Source organism: Brevibacterium sp. FME37, from assembly GCF_014897485.1.
Lineage (GTDB): Bacteria > Actinomycetota > Actinomycetes > Actinomycetales > Brevibacteriaceae > Brevibacterium.
On the sequence record NZ_JABUYE010000024.1, the window covers coordinates 22,860 to 40,243 of the forward strand.

Consider the following 17,384-nt stretch of genomic DNA (forward strand, 5'->3'; position numbering starts at 1 on the left):
TTTCTGGGCCGTATACGCCTGTTGTCAATCCTGGGCTTGGCCGCGCGAGCGCTGACGAGGGTGCCGTCGGGGCCTGGGTGAGGTTACTTGTGTAGTCGGTAAACTACAGCGCGACTTGCCTTGCTTCTCGTTGTCCTTAGGGTAGGTTTCCCTAATGTAGTCCGGCCTTACCGGACCGTGAACCGAAGGAGGCAACCGTACCGCTATGACTTCACTGCTCTCTGACACCCCAGTTTCTGACGTCCCTGGGCCTGACGCTCAGGCATCGATCAAGGCCGCGCCTCTGACCGACGCAGCGCAGGCACCGACCGACGCAGCGCAGGCACCGACCGACTCAGCCTCGGCAGGCACCGGTGACGCACTGCTGGGATCCCACAGTGCCGAAGCCTACGCCGAGCTCATGCATGATGTCGTCGACGTACTCGCGAAACGATTCACCAGTGTCGACACACCCACCTCGGCGAATGACCGAGCCAGCCTCGAAGCCGAAGTCGCAGGCTTCGACCTCGACGGGCAGGGCATCGGAAACAGCGCAGCCCTGCGCGAGGCCGATGGCCTCTACGCTCGCAACGCCGTGTGGTTCCACCACCCCAGCTACGTCGCCCACCTCAACTGCCCCGTCGCCGTTCCCGCCGTCGCGGCCGAGGCGATGCTCGCCGCGATCAATACCTCCGTCGACACCTACGATCAATCCGAAGTCGCCACCCTGATGGAACGGCGACTGGTGCAGTGGGCCAGCCAGCACGTCGGATTCGACGCCGGCGACGGAATCTTCACCTCTGGCGGCACCCAGTCGAACCTGCAGGCACTGTTCCTGGCACGCGAGAATGTTGTGCGCGAGAACGTCGTGCGCGAACAGCAGGCGCAGGCGGTCGACCGCACCCAGCCCGGCCACAGCGAGACATCACGCCGCAGCATTCTGTCCAGGCTGCGGATTCTCACGACGAGCCAGACCCACTTCTCGATCTCCCGCGCCGCCCACATCCTCGGACTCGACACAGAAGCTGTCGTGAGCGTGGACACCGATGAGGCCGGTCGAATGGACGCCGATGCGCTGGCCGAGCTGATGCGCGACATCGACGACACCGGCGGCATCGTCATGGCCGTCGTCGCCACGGCCGGAACCACCGACCTCGGCGTCATCGACCCGCTGGCGGCTATCGCCGAGGTCTGCGAGAACGTTGGCGTGTGGATGCACGTCGACGCCGCTTACGGCGGGGGACTGCTGTGGGCCCCACGACGCAAACATCTGCTTGAGGGAATCGGCCGGGCCACCTCGGTGACCATCGACTTCCACAAGACCTTCTTCCAGCCGGTGTCCTCCAGCGCACTGCTGGTGCGCGATCTCGGACTGTTCGCGCCGACCCTGCACCACGCGGACTATCTCAACCCGGAAGCCGAGGCGTACAGCGCGGAGGCCGAACCGAACCAGGTCGACAAGTCGCTGCAGACCACTCGCCGCTTCGACGCGCTGAAACTGTGGACGACGCTGCGTGCCCGCGGTGCCGGTGAGATCGGTGAGCTGCTCGACACCGTGTGCGACCTGGCCGCCGAGGTCCGTGAACTCCTCGAGGCGCAGCCCGACTTCCAGGTGCGGGGAGCCTCAGACCTGAGTACGGTTCTGTTCCGCTTCGCACCCGAGACCGCCGACGCGGCCACGGTCGATGAACTGGTGCCGATGATCCGCCGAGTCCTTTTCCGCTCCGGTCGCGCAGCGATCGCGCGCACCACGATCGAGGGCACACCCTGGCTCAAACTCACCCTCCTCAACCCGGACACCACGGTCGATGACATCACCGCAGTGCTCGATCTCGTCCGCGCCACCGGCCACGGCATCCTCGCCGGCCGGTACTTGGAGACCACGCCACCTGACCAGGGGCGAGCATTCACCACGATCGAAGGAGGCGCAGCATGAGCACATCCGAGACACACGTCCATGACATCGTCGGCATCGGCATCGGACCCTTCGGCTTAGGACTGGCAGCTTTGTCTGACCCGCTGCCCGATGTCGACGCCGTGTTCCTTGACCAGCGCGCAGAGTTCCGCTGGCATCCGGGCATGATGATCGAAGGCGCCACGGTCCAGGTCCCGTTCCTCGCCGACCTGGTGACCATGGCCGATCCCACCTCCCGCTTCTCCTTCCTCCAGTTCCTCAAGGACAACGGCAGGCTCTACCCCTTCTACATCCGCGAATCCTTCTACCCGCTGCGCGCCGAATTCGACGAGTATTGCCGGTGGGTCGCCGCCCAGTTGGAGACGCTGCGCTGGAACCGCACCGTCACCTCGGTGACCAAGGACGATGGCATCTACACAGTGACCGCCGAGGTGGTCGATGGTTCCCGTCAGACGGTGAGGACCGAAACCTACCGTGCTCATAATCTGGTCCTCGGGGTCGGCACTTCACCGGTCCTGCCCGAGGCCCTTCTTGAGCTTGAGACAGAGGGTGCCGGTCCGGTCATCCACACTTCGCAGTACCTCGACCACAGGGAGACGCTGCTCGAGAGCGGATCCATCACGATCGTCGGCAGCGGTCAGTCCGCGGCTGAGATCTACCGCGACCTCATCGAGGAAGCCGAAGCCCGTGACGTGCGGCTCGACTGGGTGACGCGATCGCCGCGCTTCTTCCCGATGGAATACACGAAGCTGACCCTGGAGATGACGTCCCCGGAGTACACCGACCACTTCCGTGCCTTGCCCGATGACCTGCGTGAACAGCTCGGCCGCGAACAGCGAACCCTGTACAAGGGCATCAGCGCCGAGCTCGTCGACGACATCCACGACACCCTCTACCGACTCAGCCGCGGGGGCAGGAAGCTGCGCACCAATCTGCTGGCCGAATCCGAACTGATCTTCGCTGGACGCGATGCGAACAACGGCGACTATGCACTGCGCTTCCGCAACACCTCACTGGACAAGACCTTCGACCGCCGCAGCGGATCGGTCGTCTCTGCCACCGGCTATAAGTCTCAAGTTCCAGCCTTCCTTGACGGGCTGGGCGAGGAGGTGCGCTTGGATGCCAAGGGCCGCCTCGACGTCAGCCGTCACTACACGGTCAACGACGCTGGCACCATCCACGTCCTCAACGGCGAAGAGCACACTCACGGAGTCACCGCACCGGATCTGGGCTTCGGGCCTTGGCGAGCATCGGTCGTGCTTTCACACGTGACCGGACGCGAACCGTATCCGGTCGAAAAGACGATCGCGTTCCAGACCTTCGGCGTCCCAGACGACGGGGCACTTGACGATGGCGCGCTCGACAGCGGGGCCCTCGACGATGCAGCTGCGGACACCGCGGCGGCAGACACCGCAAATCTGAGCACGCGGGAGGACTTCGAATCGCACTTCGACTTCTCCGACTCCGACGCTGACTCCGATACCCATCCCGCAGATGATAGGGAGATGACACACGTATGACCACCGAACTCATGACAGACGCACCCGTAACCGCCAGCTCCGCACTCACCGTGGACATCCGCGCCGTAGACCCGGTCCGGGATGCCAAGAACATCCACGTGTGGCTGAGCCATCCGCGCGCTCACTATTGGCAGATGACCGAACTCGACGAGTCCGAAGTCCGCGACTACCTCGGCGGCATCCAGGATTCCGCCGATGAGAATGGCTGGGTCGGCTCGGTCGATGGCGTCGACTGCTTCTACGTCGAAACCTACGTGCCCTCCACGCTGATCCCACACGATGTTGTGCCCAGCGGGCCAGGCGACATCGGAATGCACCTGCTCGTGGCCCCACCCGACGGCGACGGCACGCGTGGACTCACCAACCGGATCATGGCCGAGGTCATCGACTTCTGCCTGCGCCCATTCGAAAACGGTGGCCGAGGCGGTCACCGCGTCATCGTCGAACCTGATGTGCGCAACAGCGCCATTCTCGAGAAGAACCGGGCCGCCGGCTTCAAGCCAGTGGGCGAGGCGACCATCATGATGGGGGAGGGGAGGAAGCGTGCGCTGGTGAGCATCTGTGCCCGTGGGGACTTCGAGGCCAGTCAGCTGGTGACGCTCATCGACCGTGGTGAGAACGGTCGCAACACTGCGGGCAGGAACAATACTGCGGGCAAGCTCAATAAAGCGGGCAGCAACGATACTGCGGGCAGTCGCAACTCGCGGACCGCTGTGGGGGAGGCCCTGTCGGATGACGAGCGTCTCGCTCTGGTCGCCGCCACCCCTGCCACGTACGCCCACCTCAATGAAGACACCTTCGCCGTGACCCAACGCCACCTCGTGGCCAAGGCTCTGTCCGAGTTCGCGCACGAACGTCTCATTGCCCCAACTCAGCCCACCGGCCCGGATGCCGGGCCAGACGTTTGGGAGCTGCGGATCGACGACGCCGGAGCGACGGACGCTGACGCCGTCACGTACACGTTCGCCGCCCGAGTCCTGCCGCTCGAGCACTGGGTCATCGACGAAGCCAGCATCACCCGCCGCCGAGGTGGCGCAGAGCTTGGTCTCGACGCGCAGGAACTCGTGGTCGAACTCCAGGAAGCCCTCGGCATCCCCGAGAATCTCATGTCGACCTACCTTGAGGAACTCGCCTCGACCCTGGCCAGCAGCGCCTTCAAGCTCGCCGAGGCGTGGAAGGGCAACCGCCCGGACTCCACAGATCTCCTGAACTCCGACTTCCAAACCACAGAGGCGGCCATGACCGAGGGCCATCCTGGGTTCATCGCGAACAACGGCCGCATCGGCTTCTCCCTCAGCGACTACCGGAAGTGGGCTCCGGAGAACGGATGCACCACCCGCATCGAATGGGTGGCGGCGAGCCGCGAACACAGCCACCTCTCGCTGGGTGCCGGACTCGACGAATCCGCACATGTCGACTGGGCATTGAGTGCCGCAGAGCGCGAACTCTTCGACTCACGGATTCGCTCCGCGGGACGCAATCCAGAAGACTTCCACCTGCTGCCGGTCCACCCGTGGCAGGCCGATCACCGGCTCGCGATCACCTTCGCCGCCGATATCGCCCGCGGTGACCTGTTGCCGTTGGGTGCTGGACTCGATGAGCATCAGCCGCAGCAGTCACTGCGCACCTTCTTCAATCACTCCCGCGCAGATGCCCCGTATGTGAAGGTTGCTTTGGCCGTGCAGAACATGGGGTTCCTGCGTGGACTGTCCCCGAAGTACATGCGCGATACGCCGGCCATCAACGACTGGATCGCTGAGCTCGTCGGCTCCGATTCCACCTTCGGCGAGGCCGGATTCCGGGTTCTGCGCGAACGCACTGCGCTCGGCTACACAGGCGATGTCTACCATCGCACTCAGGAGACGAACCCTCATCGCAAGATGCTTGCGGCACTGTGGCGAGAGAACCCGCTGACCGTCGTCGCCCCTGGTCAGAAGGTCATCACTATGGCAGCGCTGCTGCACCGCGACCACAGGGGAGTAGCCTACGTCAGCGAACTCATCCGCGCCTCGAACCTGACGGCCGAGGACTGGGTGCGCTCGTACCTGCGGGCCTATCTGCAGCCGCTCGTCCACGCTTTGCTCGCCCACGATCTGGTGTTCATGCCCCATGGTGAGAACCTGATCCTCATCCTCGAAGATCACGTTGTGACCGGCGCGTTCATGAAGGACATCGGCGAGGAAGTTGCCGTGCTCGGACAGCGTGATCTGCCCGACGATGTGGAGCGGATCCGAGCGCTGGTCCCGGGGGAGGAGAAGGCCCTGTCCGTGTTCACGGACATGTTCGACGGGGTGCTGCGCCACCTCGGCGGGATCCTCGATTCCGATAGTGTGCTGGGTGCGCAGAAATTCTGGTCCTTGGTCGCCGAGGTGCTCGATCGTTACGAGACCGAACATCCCGAACTCGCCCGCGGGCTCGCAGACGATGTGGATCTGAGAGCCGAACGGTTTGCCCATTCGTGCCTCAACAGGCTGCAGCTGCGCAATACCGTGCAGATGGTCGACATCGGCAACCAGGCCGAATCGCTGCTGTACGCAGGAACGATGAGGAACCCTGTGGCGCGCTGATCTGAACGAAGGTCACACTCGCCGAGGTGGACGCTGGGACCCAGCGCCCACCTCGGCGGCGGAGATGCTCCGTTTTCACTGTTCTTCTTGAGGAGTCCGCTGAGGACGAGCATCCACGCCACGTGCTGTGTCGGCCAGCGCACGACCGGGTCGGCTCCAGTTGGTGAAACACCGGAGGACGTACTCAGCAGGACCATATCGGTGGCGCTTCAGCCACCAGGCGCTGATCAACGTCTGGACCGCGAAGACGGCGACGGCGAGGACCATCAGAACCGGTGGGGACATCTGCCCGGCAAGGCCGAGACCAACTCCTGTGAACACCACGATCCCAGCCAGCGACTGTCCCAAGTAATTCGTCAACGCGATGCGCCCAACTGGTGCCAGTGCTGTGCGCACCCATGCTCCCCAGGGCGCGTGCATGATTCGGATCAGCGTCGCAACGTACGCGGCCGTGAGGAATGGGGAGGTCACGACGCTCACTGTGGTGGCCCAGGTGTTGGTGTCACCGCCCATAACGGCGAAGAGCACCCCGCCTGGGAGGCCGACTGCGAAGCCGATCGCCTGAGTCCGTCGCAGAAGCGTGGCCCGATCTCCCGCCTGAGAGAACAGGCGCCGACGGGCAGCAACCATTCCCAAAAGGAACATCGCCAGTGCAGTCGGTCCTTGCAGGGAGACCGCTTGAATGACGAGGAGGTCAAGGCCGGCCACGTGCTGCCCCACGATGTCGGCCAGCGACCCGAGCAGAGCTTGGGTCTGCGCTGCGGCCCCGAGGAGTGCTTCGTCGTGACTGGGCATGAACATCGAGCGATCGAGGAACGCGGCGCTGATGACGAGAGAGAGTGTCACGAAGCCATAGATGATTCCGGTCGTGAGCAGCGCAGTCCGATCACGTACCTGGTGCATCGCCAAGAGTACGAGGCAGACCACTGCGTACGTCGTGAGAACGTCCCCACCGTAGAGCAGGACGATGTGCCCCACTCCGATCACGAAGAGGCCTACCGCTCTGCGAAGCATTCGCGGCACGAACGCCGCGCCTGCGCGTTTCGCCGCATCCATCTGCAGAACGAAGCTGTATCCGAAGAGGAATGAGAAGAGCAGGTAGAACTTCATTGAGAACAGCGCGGCCACAAGGAATCGGGCCGCTGCATCGATCGGTGTCGAGAAGGTCGGATCATCGACCAGGTTGCCCGGATAGGCCGAGGCCATGAACGTGATGTTGACGACGAAGATCCCCAGCAGGGCGAACCCGCGGAGGGCATCGACATCATGGACTCGCCCGGTCTTCATGGGCTCTTGTGCAGCCGTTTGTCTATTCATGCAACAGAATTTAACACAGAAACTATATGTAGTAAACTATATGGTGTGTCAGACTGTTGCTCTACTGACAGAGAGGTGGATTCTATGACTGACGGCGCGGTGCCCGACTTCTTCCGGCGACTCTGGAGGCTGCCGGAGGTTCCTCAGCAGCGAGGGCGCAAGTCCACTCTCGATGTCGAGACGGTGGTCAGCACCGCTGTTCAGCTTGCCGATCATGGCGGCCTGGAGGCCGCGACCTTGCCCAAGGTCGCCGAGGAGTTGAACGTGACAGCGATGTCGTTGTATCGACACATCGGCTCCAAGCACGAGCTGCTGCAGCTCATGATGGACGCAGCAAGCCAACCGCGGATACCCGAGTCGCTCGCAGCAGGGTGGCGTGAAGGTCTGCGACTGTGGGCACGTGACCTGTGGTCTCTGTATCGAGGTCGGCCATGGCTTCCCCGCGTGCCCATCTACCAAGCACCATCCGGACCACACCAGATCGCCTGGCTCGAACGAGGATTCGCGCAATTGGCTTCAACTGAACTCGATTGGAACGAGAAGCTGGCGGCACTCACTCTGCTCAGCGGCTTCGTCCGTCAGTCAGCACTGCTCCAGGACGAGCTGAAGGAAGGACGGGAGCCCGGCCAGGCTCAATCTGAGAGTGAGCGCGAATACGGACAGGCCCTCTTCCGCGTCGTCGCCTCAGCGCAGTTCCCGTACACCTCGGCCATGTTGGCTTCTGGGGCTGTGGGAAGCGACTCCAACTCAGGTGGCGAGTCTGACCCGGACTTCGTGGATGGTCTCGAACTCATCCTCGATGGCCTCGCTGTGCGCATCGCCAACGCCTCGGCCTGACGCCGGGGTTGGTGACATCTTCCTGCCCTGTAAGTCCTGATCGCCGAACATTGTGCGTTCTTCCGTCGGCCAGCGGTTATCATCATTCCTATCGGTCGCCTCCGCGCAGACCGCAAGCGGTCCGTAGGATTCCCGACTCAAAGGTGTGGTCATGGCGAAGCAGAACGATCGGCCCACCCTGGCCACGGTCGCTTCGCGTGCAGGAGTCAGCATCAAAACGGCATCTCGGGTGCTCAACGGCGAAAAGCATGTGGCCACGTCCACGGCCGAAAAGGTCGAGGATGCCGCCGCCGAACTCGGATTCCGCCTCAATTCCACAGCCAGGCGCCTGCGCGCCGGTGGCCGGTCACCCTATATCGGCGTGGTCATGAGCGACGGGCATGACCCGTTCCAGGCTCGTCTCTTCACCCTATTGGAAGCCGAGCTGAGCACGGTCGGACTGCGCCCGGTCGTGACGGTCACCGCCGACGACGCCGACCGTGAACGCGGCTTCCTCAAAGAGTGCCTGGCCAATGACATGACCGGAATCTGTGTCATCCGATCCCACCCTGACGCCGCACTGTTCTACACCGATGCGGTGTCGGCTGACATGCAGATCGTGTCCTTCGACCCCTCGACAGCTGGACCCGGGGTCGACCTCATCGCCGGTGATGAGGAGCTCGCCGGCCGTCTGGCCGCCACTCAACTTCTCAAACACGGACACATCAGTCTCGGCGTCGTCGGCGACCATTCGACCAGCCCCATCGCCACCGCCAGGCTCGCCGGAATCCAATCGGCCTTCGCTGGACGCTCGGATATCGGGTGGCGTGCCTACATGAGGGAAGACGCCCACGATCTGGCCAGCGCGAAGAACGTCGTCGCCGCGTGGTTGGGATCGCGCAGCGCCCCCAGCGGACTTATCACCTTGTCCGCGACCCTGACCCAGGGGGCCATCGATGCCTGCCGGCGACTCGATGAGTGGCCGGCGCTGGTGGGCATCGACGATTTCCCGACTGCAGGGCTGTTGGACGTGACCGTCATCGACCGTGACGTGCGGTCCATGGCAGTCGAGGCGGTCCGGCGCCTGCAGGATTCGGCCCACGTCGAGACTGGAAGTGATCCATATCGAGGTTCGATCCAGGTTCCTGTGCATGTGATCGCCCGCGGCAGCGGCGAAGAGTCTCCGGGCAAGTGAGGCTGTCGGGAGTTACTCCGCGGAGGTACTTCGCGTGTCGTCCGCGGGCACTCTCCGGGGACGCTCAGGACATAATTTTTCGACGAAACAGTTGACACCGGGCACCGATCGGCGAATTATATTGATCAGCCTGACAACGTTGTCAGAAAGATTGAAAGGTTCACGATGAGGCACAACCTGCAGTCCCGTAAGAAGTTCGCCGTCCTCGGCGCCTCGGTTGCTATCGGCGCTCTTGCGCTCAGCGGCTGTGGGAGTCAGAAGGGCCAAGGCAATGAGGAAAGCGGAGGCGGTTCCTCGAGCGGAGACGGTGAAGTCACCATCGCACTGCTGCTCCCTGAGTCCAAGACCACTCGCTACGAATCCTTGGACAAGCCGAACTTCGAGAAGTACGTCAAGGAAGCCAATCCCGATGCGAAGGTCAAATACAGCAATGCCAACCAGGACGCGACCCAGCAGCAACAGCAGTTCGAAGCAGCAGTGACCGAAGGCGTCGACGCGATCGTCCTCGACCCGGTCGACGCTTCGGCCGTGTCTTCGGCTCTGTCGAAGGCCAAAGCCAAGAAGATCCCGGTAATCGCATACGACCGGTTCTTCAAAGACGCGGACTACTACACCTCGTTCGACAACAAGAAGATCGGCAACCTCCAGGGACAAGCCGTCCTCGACGGACTCAAGGCCGAAGACAAGGACCCGAAGTCGGGCCCGGTCTGGATGGTCAACGGTGATCCTAAGGACCCGAACGCCGCTGACTTCAAAGCCGGCGCCGAGGAGACCCTGAAGAAGGGCGGTGCTGACATCACCGAAAGCCACGATGCCCTTGACTGGGACCCGGGAGACGCCCGCCAATGGGTCGAAGGTCAGCTGCAGACTGCCGACAAGGACCCGATCGCCATCTACTCAGCCAACGACGGCACCGCCGGCGGAGTCATCGCCGCCACGAAGAAGGCCAAAGTCAAGCCTGTCATCACAGGACAGGACGCTGAAGTCGACGGCCTGCAGAACATCCTCAGAGGCGATCAGTACGCCACGATCTACAAGGCGATCCCACCCCAGGCCGAGTTCGCTGCGAAAGCAGCAGTCGCGCTGGCAGGCGGCGAGAAGCCAGAAGGGTCAACGACTTACAAAGACACACCGACGGACTTCGTCGAGGCCAAGGTCGTCACAAAAGACAATGTGAAGGACATCGTCGGTGATCAGATCAAGGCTGAAGACATCTGCACCGGAGACGTGAAGAAGCTCTGCAGCGACTACGGCGTCAAGTAGAAATCGGCGAGTAGGAACATATGAATTCTCAACCCAACGATCCGGCGCCCGCGCAGCAGCGGGTGCCGGAGCCCGGCGCCGATCCAGTCCTCGAGCTGCGCGGGATCAACAAACGATTCGGTGCGGTCCAGGCGCTGACCGATATCAACCTCACCATCGGCCGCGGCGAGGTCGTCGGACTCGTCGGCGACAACGGCGCCGGCAAGTCGACTCTTATCAAGGTCATTGCCGGAGTCCATGGCTGCGACGAAGGTGAGATCATCATGAACGGGACCTCTCAGAAGTTCGCGTCGCCGAAGGATGCACAAACGGCCGGTGTCGCCACGGTTTTCCAGGATCTTTCCCTGTGCGAAAATCTCGACGTGGTGGCCAACCTCTTCCTCGGACACGAGGCTACACGCGGTGGTGTCCTCGACGAGGTGGCCATGGAGGCGAAATCTTGGGAGCTGTTGCGCAGTCTCTCGGCGAAAATACCAAGCGTGAGGGTGCCCATCGCTGCGCTCTCCGGCGGACAACGTCAGACTGTTGCGATCGCCAGGTCCCTCCTCGGCGATCCTTCGATCGTGATGCTGGACGAGCCGACGGCAGCGCTCGGCGTCGCACAGACCGCGGAGGTCCTCAATCTCATCGAGCGTCTGCGTGAACGAGACCTCGGGGTGCTGTTGGTCAGTCACAACATGGCTGATGTTCAGGCTGTGGCTGACCGTGTACACGTGCTGCGCCTGGGCAAGGATGCCGGTGACTTCCCCGGTGACGAACGCACGGACGTGCTTGTGGCAGCGATCACCGGTGCCAGCGACAATGTCGTGACCCAAAGGGCCACGCGAAGGGGAGAGCGCCGATGACCCGCAACTCATTCATCACGGACTCTCGGCTTTCGCACGAGGGATTCTTCTCGACCTTCCTACGACGCGTCAAGGAGGGCCAACTCGGTTCGCTTCCGGTGATCATTGCCCTTGTCGTCATCATCATCGTGTTCCAATCAGCGAACGACAAGTTCCTCTCTCCCGCCAACCTCGTCAATCTCTCATCAACGGTTGCCTACATTGCGATTCTCGCTCTGGGCATCAACTTGATTCTGTTGCTTGGCGAGATCGATCTGTCATTGGCGCAGTTGGGTGGGCTCGCAGCGTCACTGCTGGGAGTCCTTGTCGTCAGACAAGGAGTTCCGCCTCTGATCGCACTCGTCATCATGCTGGTGTTGGGTCTGGTTGTCGGAGCGATCCAGGGGTGGTTCTTTGCGGTGGTCGGCATCCCGGCCTTCGTTGTCACCCTGGCTGGATTGTTGGCTTTCACCGGACTGACTCTGACGACGCTGGGTGTGCAGAAGAATCTGTCGATGTCTGGTACATTCGCCTTTGACTTTGCGAACTTCTACTTTCCGGCGATGTGGGCTTATGTGTTCGGCGCAGTCGCGGTGATCGGCTTCGGAGCAGGTATCGTCTCGTCGAAACTGCGTCGCCAAGCGGCAGGACTCGACAACCCTAGCTGGACCTCGGTGACAGTGCGCATCGTGCTGCTGGCAGTGATCGTGTTTGGCTTCCTCATCCTCGTCAACCAGGACTTCGGCCTTGTGTTGCCCTTCTTGCTCATGCTGGTCATTGCGATTTCCATTGACCTAGTACTGCGCAAAACCCGCTACGGAAGATCGATCTACGCTGTCGGCGGCAAGGTCGAGGCAGCCAGGCGTGCAGGCATCCAGGTGACGTGGGTGAGAATCAGCGTTTTCATGGCCGCCGGTACCCTCGCAGCTCTTTTCGGCTTCATCAAGGCAGGTGTCAACTCGAACGCGGGTTCGACGTTGGTGACCACGCAGGATCTGCTCAATGCGATCGCTGCGGCAGTCATCGGCGGCACCTCGTTGTTCGGTGGACGCGGCACAGCCTGGGCTGCAGTGCTCGGTGCACTGGTCGTCGGTGCGATCAACAACGGTCTCTATCTCATCGGTTTCAACTCCGATGCCCAGCTGATCATCACCGCACTCGTCCTTCTCGCTGCTGTTGTCATCGATGCCCTCAGCCGCCGCGGACAGAGGTACGTCGGACGAGGTTGATGCCACCCGCACCGAGCGGACCACTTAGCATTGACCGGCGACGTTACAAAGTCGCCGGTCAATGCTAAGTAGTCCGCTCGATGAGTCTTCGTTGGGTAGACCCAGTTGCAGGGAGGCGGGGCGAGCCTTCCAGCTCGCTCCGCCTCTGTCGTGCTGATACAGTCGAAGCCAATGACATGGGGTGCCTCGTGAACATGAAGCGCGGCTGAGAGAACACCCATCGAACCTGATCTGGGCCATACTAGCGAAGGGATCGTCATGGTTGACTTCGACCTGCGTTCTGCGCACGAGCATATGCGTGCGAGCAATCCACTTATCCAATGCATCACGAACACCGTCGTGCAGCAATTCAGCGCCAACGTGCTTCTGGCCATCGGCGCCGCACCGGCGATGCTCGACCACGAGGCCGATGCTGCACAGTTCACGCGCATCGCCAGCGGACTGCTGGTCAACTTCGGAACCGCCACGAACCAGCAGTTCCTTGCCGCCGATGCCGCCATCGACGCAGCCAACGAAGACTCCAAGCCGTGGGTTCTTGACCCGGTGAGCATCGGAGCCGTCGATTTTCGGACCACGCGAATCCGCCGTGCCGCAGCCTCGGGACCCACCGCGATTCGCGGAAACGCCTCCGAGATCGCGGCCTTGGCCGGAGTCGGGTTGGGCGGTCGAGGCGTCGACTCCACCGACGAGGTGGATGCTGTGATTCCTGCCGCTGCCGAACTGGCGCGGTCGACCGGAGCCATCGTCGCGGTCTCAGGACCCAGGGACGCGATCGTCGCCCATATCGACGGAGTCGATCATGTCGCCCGCCTCGACGGGGGCCACTCTTATATGCCGCTGGTCATCGGCACCGGGTGTTCACTCGGCGCAGTCACCGCCGCGTACCTCGTCGGAGCAACGACCGCCTCGGCGAGGTTCGATGCTGTGATCGCCGCCCATGCGCACTTCAAGGTTGCCGGTGAAAGAGCTGCAACTGGTGCCAAGGGCCCCGGCAGCTATTCGGTGAACTTCCTCGACGCGCTGTACACGCTCGACGCGAAGCAGCTGGCGGGCGCACAGATCGAGGCCGACACCTTTGAAGGATCACAGTCATGAGCGAAGCCAGCTACGAAGCCAACTACGAAGCAAACTCCCGTCTGGCGGGCATCGACACTCGGCTCTACCTCGTCACCGACTCGGTTCAGTGCCGGGAGACCGGACGCAGTGTCGCTGAAACCGTCCGCGAGGCAGTTGCCGGGGGAGTCGGGATCGTTCAGGTCCGGGACAAGGACATCGACGATGACGCCTTCTACACCCTGGCACGCGAGGTCATCGCCGCCGTCGGCAGCGCAACAGCCGATACAAACCGTCGCGTACCCGTCGTCCTCAATGACCGCGTCGCCGTCGCCCAACGGCTCCTTGCCGAGGGCGTGCACGTCGACATCCACGTCGGGCAATCAGACACACCTGTCGAGGAAGTGCGCGAACTCGTCGGTCCAGAAACCCTCATCGGGCTCTCCGCGGCCAACGGTGCCGAATTCTCTGCTGCCCGGGAATCGGGAGTCGTCGACCTCGTCGGAATCGGGCCCGTCTACGACACCACGACGAAGACCGACGCACCCGACGGGATCGGTCCCGACCGCCTCAGCGAGCTTGTGGATCTGGCAGGGTTGCCTGCTGTTGCCATCGGTGGGATCAGCACCGTGCGTGCTGCCGAATTGCGAGGTCGGGGCCTGATCGGTATCTGCGTGGTCTCCGCGATCTGCCGTGCCCAGGACCCACGTGCCGCGGCAAGGCAGCTTCTCGCAGAATTCGGCGATGGCCAGGCGGAGGCAACTCAGTGACCACCCGACCACCTATTGCGCTGTCCGTTGCCGGCACCGACCCCAGCGGGGGAGCCGGCATCCACGCAGATCTCAAGACCTTCACAGCTCGCGGGGTGCTGGGCACCACTGCAATCACCGCGCTCGTCGCGCAGAACACCCACGGTGTCTCCCAGGTCTACGGAATCGACGATGCCTTCGTCTCTGACCAGCTCGACAGCGTATTGAATGATATGCCCGTCGACGCCACCAAGTCGGGGATGCTCGGCTCACGCTCACTTGTGGAACTCGTGGTCGCACGGGCGGCGGGGAGCCAGCTGGGCTTCTACATCGTGGACCCGGTTATGGTCGCAACCTCAGGGCACCGCCTCCTCGAGGTCGATGCCGTGGCCGCCGTCCGCGATCACCTGCTCCCGGTCTCGGACCTCATCACCCCGAACCTGCCCGAGGCGGCACTGCTGATCGGCGATGACGAACCCGTGGCCCAGAACCCGCAGGAGATGTTGGACCAGGCCAAACAGTTGCTCGCTCGCGGGCCTCGCGCGGTGCTGCTCAAGGGCGGACACGCGATCGAGGGCGACGTCGCCGACGTTCTCGTCACCGCCGAAGGCACCGTCACCGACTTCACCCACCCACGGGTGGACACCCCGAACACCCATGGCACCGGGTGCACATTGTCGGCCGCGATCACCGCCGAGGTGGCTGTGCTCAAGCGTGAACGTGCAGTGGCCGACGTGAGTGCGGACCTTCTACACGAAGCCGTCGACAACGCACTGAACTATCTGGCCCGCGCCCTGAAATCTGCCGCGAACTGGCAGGTCAGCCTCGACCCGAAGGGTGCTCATGGGCCCGTCGACCACCAGGTCGACATCGTCCGCAGCTGACCCCAACACACCAACATTCCTCGGGGCCCGGATGAGGGTCCCACGAAGTCAGGAGACACAGATGTCGACAGATTTTTCCGCAGGACCTCAGACCACTCAGCTGTGGGATCGTGTGCGCCCGATCGTCGAGCAGATTGAGCGTTTGCCATTTCTGGGCCAGCTGGCCGAGGGCAGCCTCGAGGTGAAAGCCTTCACGAACTACATCATTCAAGACGGCATCTACCTCACCGGCTACGCGAAGGCGATGTCCTTCCTGGCAGCCGGGGCCGATGACCGGGACGAAGCACGATTCTGGGCCAGCTCCGCCGCCGAGGCCATCAGTGTTGAAGAGGAGATGCACGGTGAACTGCTTGCCGATCCTCGCCTGGCCGCAGCCCACGATGAGCTCGTCAGCGGTGGTGCCGGTTTCAAGGCCTCACCTACCACATTGGGCTACGTGTCCTACCTCGTCGCGACCGCAGCCAGCCGCTCCTACGGTGAAGGCGTGGCCGGAGTCCTGCCGTGCTTCTGGGTGTACGCGCACATGGGCAAGGTCCTCGTCGAACGGGCCGGTCAGATGAGTGCCGATCACCCTTACCGCACCTGGGTCCAGACCTACGATTCACCCGAATTCGATGAGTCGACCCGGCAGGCAGTGCAGCTGCTTGAGCAGGAGCTCACCGATGCCCCCGCCGAGGTGGCCGCAAGAATGCGTGCCACGTTCGAGCAGGCATGTGTGTACGAACTCCACTTCTGGGCCTCGGCACATGCCATGCAGGACTGGGACGCTGCAGTGTTCGTGCCGCAGAGCTGAGAGCCGTTCGACGGTGAGTGCCCTTCGACGGTGACGGGACCGGCCGGAAGTGCGGGTCGAAAGTGCGGGTCGGTTCTTTCCGAGCTGCGGCCGGCCTACTGTTCCGGTTCAGTCTGCGGTTTGGGAATACGTTCGTCCCTGCCGTCGGGTTTGAGCTGGCGAAGGAGATTCCACATCGCGATGGCGACGACCACGAGGAACACGCCGGTCGGGAGGAACAGAAGGGCTTCCGGCCACGATCTGCTGATTCCGACCTTGAGCGTCTGTGCCAGAGACAAAGTAAACAGCAGGGCACAGGCACCGGCGGTGATTCGCATGAACTCCATCAGACAGTCGAAAAGGTAGTCACGCTCACCGCGTTTCAGCCAGTAGTCCTTGTGAGGGACGTTGACGAGACCGATCGGCAGTTTCTCGTAGATTTGGCGGATCGAGAGGAGCGCTGGGATGCCCACTCCCAGTGGGACGAGCCACGCCATGACTTCGCCCTTTTGCGACCAATCATCGGGTTGACCATTCGCGCCCGAATGGCTTGGAACCTGGTCGGGTGCATTGAACCAGAGCCACACTGCAAAGCCGACGAACACCAGAATCGACAGCACTGCAAAGAGCAATGCTGCGACTCCTGGTCGACGGGACGGGCGCTGGTTTAGGTTCGGGTTTGTCGAGGAAGGCACCCTGTCACTCTATCCGTCCATTCAGTCATAGGACTACAGGCGGTGCAGGTTCAGGCCCGATGGCTCCCGGGAGGATCGTCGGCGATCCCTGTTCTTGGACCGAGCGATCCCATCGCATGCCAACCGCGACGCAATGTGGTCCACAGGAGGACATGGTCAACTTCCATAAGGGGCACGCGGTCATGTCTCGGGCAGGCAAATCGTCCGACAAAGAACACGATTGTTGTGAAACACACACCGATGACAAACAGAATAAGCAGATCCATGACGGCCCCCTCACACCCGACTCGAATGCTTGATTCCATCTTCTCTCCAAAACACCAAGAAAGATAGGGCCACCTCACAACAAGTGGACCGCATGCCACACCTGCTTCCTGGCTTACGTATGCACTCGAGGCGATGGTCTATTGCAGGTACGTGAGATCAGAATGCGTGGTGACCACAAGGCAGCGATGCTGCGATTAGTGTTCGGATCGTTGACCTGGGGTGTTGTGATGCTTTCGTGTTTTTTTGCTCATCAATAGGTATGAAAATAAAAGAATAAACGAACTAAAATCGAAACTCAAGGGTCAAAACGGGCGAACTGGGTGTATAGTTAGAGGAAGA

General features: G+C 62.4%; 14 protein-coding genes and 1 riboswitch. Of the genes, 12 read left to right on the plus strand and 2 right to left on the minus strand.

The annotated features are described in order from the left end of the window. The first annotated feature begins 205 nt into the window (after positions 1-205). From INT29_RS18845 to INT29_RS18855, 3 genes are read left to right on the plus strand one after another with little or no spacing between them, the layout of a single operon-like run. The gene (locus tag INT29_RS18845) at positions 206-1,915 is read left to right on the plus strand and encodes a pyridoxal phosphate-dependent decarboxylase family protein (RefSeq protein ID WP_193072999.1); all 1,710 of its coding nucleotides are present in this window, start codon (positions 206-208) and stop codon (positions 1,913-1,915) included. Beyond that, a complete protein-coding gene (locus INT29_RS18850; protein WP_193073001.1) occupies positions 1,912-3,414 on the plus strand; it encodes a lysine N(6)-hydroxylase/L-ornithine N(5)-oxygenase family protein in 1,503 nt (500 codons plus the stop codon). Before INT29_RS18845 ends, INT29_RS18850 begins: the two co-directional genes overlap by 4 nt. Continuing rightward, entirely contained in the window at positions 3,411-5,981 is a 2,571-nt protein-coding gene (locus tag INT29_RS18855) for a GNAT family N-acetyltransferase (protein WP_193073003.1), read from the plus strand. The genes INT29_RS18850 and INT29_RS18855 overlap by 4 nt, the downstream gene beginning before the upstream one ends. Positions 5,982-6,056: 75 nt before the next feature. Here INT29_RS18855 and INT29_RS18860 read toward each other — a convergent pair whose 3' ends face one another. Further along, on the minus strand, positions 6,057-7,298 hold the full coding sequence (locus INT29_RS18860; RefSeq protein WP_193073005.1) for a DUF418 domain-containing protein: 1,242 nt from the start codon (positions 7,296-7,298) through the stop codon (positions 6,057-6,059). 84 nt (positions 7,299-7,382) lie between these two features. Here INT29_RS18860 and INT29_RS18865 point away from each other — a divergent pair, with 84 nt between their 5' ends. The 9 genes from INT29_RS18865 (at position 7,383) to INT29_RS18905 (ending at position 16,104) form a co-directional block, all read left to right on the plus strand. Then, complete coding sequence (locus INT29_RS18865; protein WP_193073008.1) at positions 7,383-8,135, plus strand: TetR/AcrR family transcriptional regulator; 753 nt, start codon at positions 7,383-7,385, stop codon at positions 8,133-8,135. Positions 8,136-8,286: 151 nt separating this feature from the next. Next, positions 8,287-9,309 carry a LacI family DNA-binding transcriptional regulator gene (locus INT29_RS18870; protein ID WP_193073010.1) on the plus strand — a complete coding sequence of 341 codons (1,023 nt, stop codon included), beginning with the start codon at positions 8,287-8,289 and terminating at the stop codon, positions 9,307-9,309. Between the two features lie 165 nt (positions 9,310-9,474). Then, positions 9,475-10,572, plus strand: a complete 1,098-nt coding sequence (locus tag INT29_RS18875) for a substrate-binding domain-containing protein (RefSeq protein ID WP_193073012.1) — start codon at positions 9,475-9,477, stop codon at positions 10,570-10,572. Between the two features lie 20 nt (positions 10,573-10,592). Further along, positions 10,593-11,417: an ATP-binding cassette domain-containing protein gene (locus tag INT29_RS18880; protein ID WP_101574161.1), complete on the plus strand. Its 825-nt coding sequence runs from the start codon at positions 10,593-10,595 to the stop codon at positions 11,415-11,417. Next, positions 11,414-12,625 (plus strand): sugar ABC transporter permease, encoded by a 1,212-nt coding sequence (locus INT29_RS18885; RefSeq protein ID WP_193073015.1) that lies wholly within the window; start codon positions 11,414-11,416, stop codon positions 12,623-12,625. Before INT29_RS18880 ends, INT29_RS18885 begins: the two co-directional genes overlap by 4 nt. 167 nt (positions 12,626-12,792) lie before the next feature. Next, positions 12,793-12,896: riboswitch (TPP riboswitch) on the plus strand. After that, positions 12,884-13,720, plus strand: a complete 837-nt coding sequence (thiM, locus tag INT29_RS18890) for a hydroxyethylthiazole kinase (protein ID WP_193073017.1) — start codon at positions 12,884-12,886, stop codon at positions 13,718-13,720. Its footprint overlaps the riboswitch before it by 13 nt. Continuing rightward, positions 13,717-14,448 (plus strand): thiamine phosphate synthase, encoded by a 732-nt coding sequence (thiE, locus tag INT29_RS18895; protein WP_193073020.1) that lies wholly within the window; start codon positions 13,717-13,719, stop codon positions 14,446-14,448. The genes thiM and thiE overlap by 4 nt, the downstream gene beginning before the upstream one ends. Next, positions 14,445-15,311 carry a bifunctional hydroxymethylpyrimidine kinase/phosphomethylpyrimidine kinase gene (gene thiD, locus INT29_RS18900; protein WP_193073022.1) on the plus strand — a complete coding sequence of 289 codons (867 nt, stop codon included), beginning with the start codon at positions 14,445-14,447 and terminating at the stop codon, positions 15,309-15,311. Before thiE ends, thiD begins: the two co-directional genes overlap by 4 nt. A 61-nt stretch (positions 15,312-15,372) precedes the next feature. Beyond that, on the plus strand, positions 15,373-16,104 hold the full coding sequence (locus tag INT29_RS18905) for a TenA family protein (protein WP_101574156.1): 732 nt from the start codon (positions 15,373-15,375) through the stop codon (positions 16,102-16,104). Between the two features lie 95 nt (positions 16,105-16,199). Here INT29_RS18905 and INT29_RS18910 read toward each other — a convergent pair whose 3' ends face one another. Further along, the gene (locus INT29_RS18910; RefSeq protein ID WP_101574155.1) at positions 16,200-16,715 is read right to left on the minus strand and encodes a DUF1648 domain-containing protein; all 516 of its coding nucleotides are present in this window, start codon (positions 16,713-16,715) and stop codon (positions 16,200-16,202) included. Between the last annotated feature and the right edge of the window lie 669 nt (positions 16,716-17,384).

Coding starts and splice junctions, on each gene's coding strand:
- INT29_RS18845 (WP_193072999.1), top strand. CDS start 206: ATGACTTCACTGCTCTCTGACACCCCAGTTTCTGACGTCCCTGGGCCT.
- INT29_RS18850 (WP_193073001.1), top strand. CDS start 1,912: ATGAGCACATCCGAGACACACGTCCATGACATCGTCGGCATCGGCATC.
- INT29_RS18855 (WP_193073003.1), top strand. CDS start 3,411: ATGACCACCGAACTCATGACAGACGCACCCGTAACCGCCAGCTCCGCA.
- INT29_RS18860 (WP_193073005.1), bottom strand. CDS start 7,298: ATGAATAGACAAACGGCTGCACAAGAGCCCATGAAGACCGGGCGAGTC.
- INT29_RS18865 (WP_193073008.1), top strand. CDS start 7,383: ATGACTGACGGCGCGGTGCCCGACTTCTTCCGGCGACTCTGGAGGCTG.
- INT29_RS18870 (WP_193073010.1), top strand. CDS start 8,287: ATGGCGAAGCAGAACGATCGGCCCACCCTGGCCACGGTCGCTTCGCGT.
- INT29_RS18875 (WP_193073012.1), top strand. CDS start 9,475: ATGAGGCACAACCTGCAGTCCCGTAAGAAGTTCGCCGTCCTCGGCGCC.
- INT29_RS18880 (WP_101574161.1), top strand. CDS start 10,593: ATGAATTCTCAACCCAACGATCCGGCGCCCGCGCAGCAGCGGGTGCCG.
- INT29_RS18885 (WP_193073015.1), top strand. CDS start 11,414: ATGACCCGCAACTCATTCATCACGGACTCTCGGCTTTCGCACGAGGGA.
- thiM (WP_193073017.1), top strand. CDS start 12,884: ATGGTTGACTTCGACCTGCGTTCTGCGCACGAGCATATGCGTGCGAGC.
- thiE (WP_193073020.1), top strand. CDS start 13,717: ATGAGCGAAGCCAGCTACGAAGCCAACTACGAAGCAAACTCCCGTCTG.
- INT29_RS18905 (WP_101574156.1), top strand. CDS start 15,373: ATGTCGACAGATTTTTCCGCAGGACCTCAGACCACTCAGCTGTGGGAT.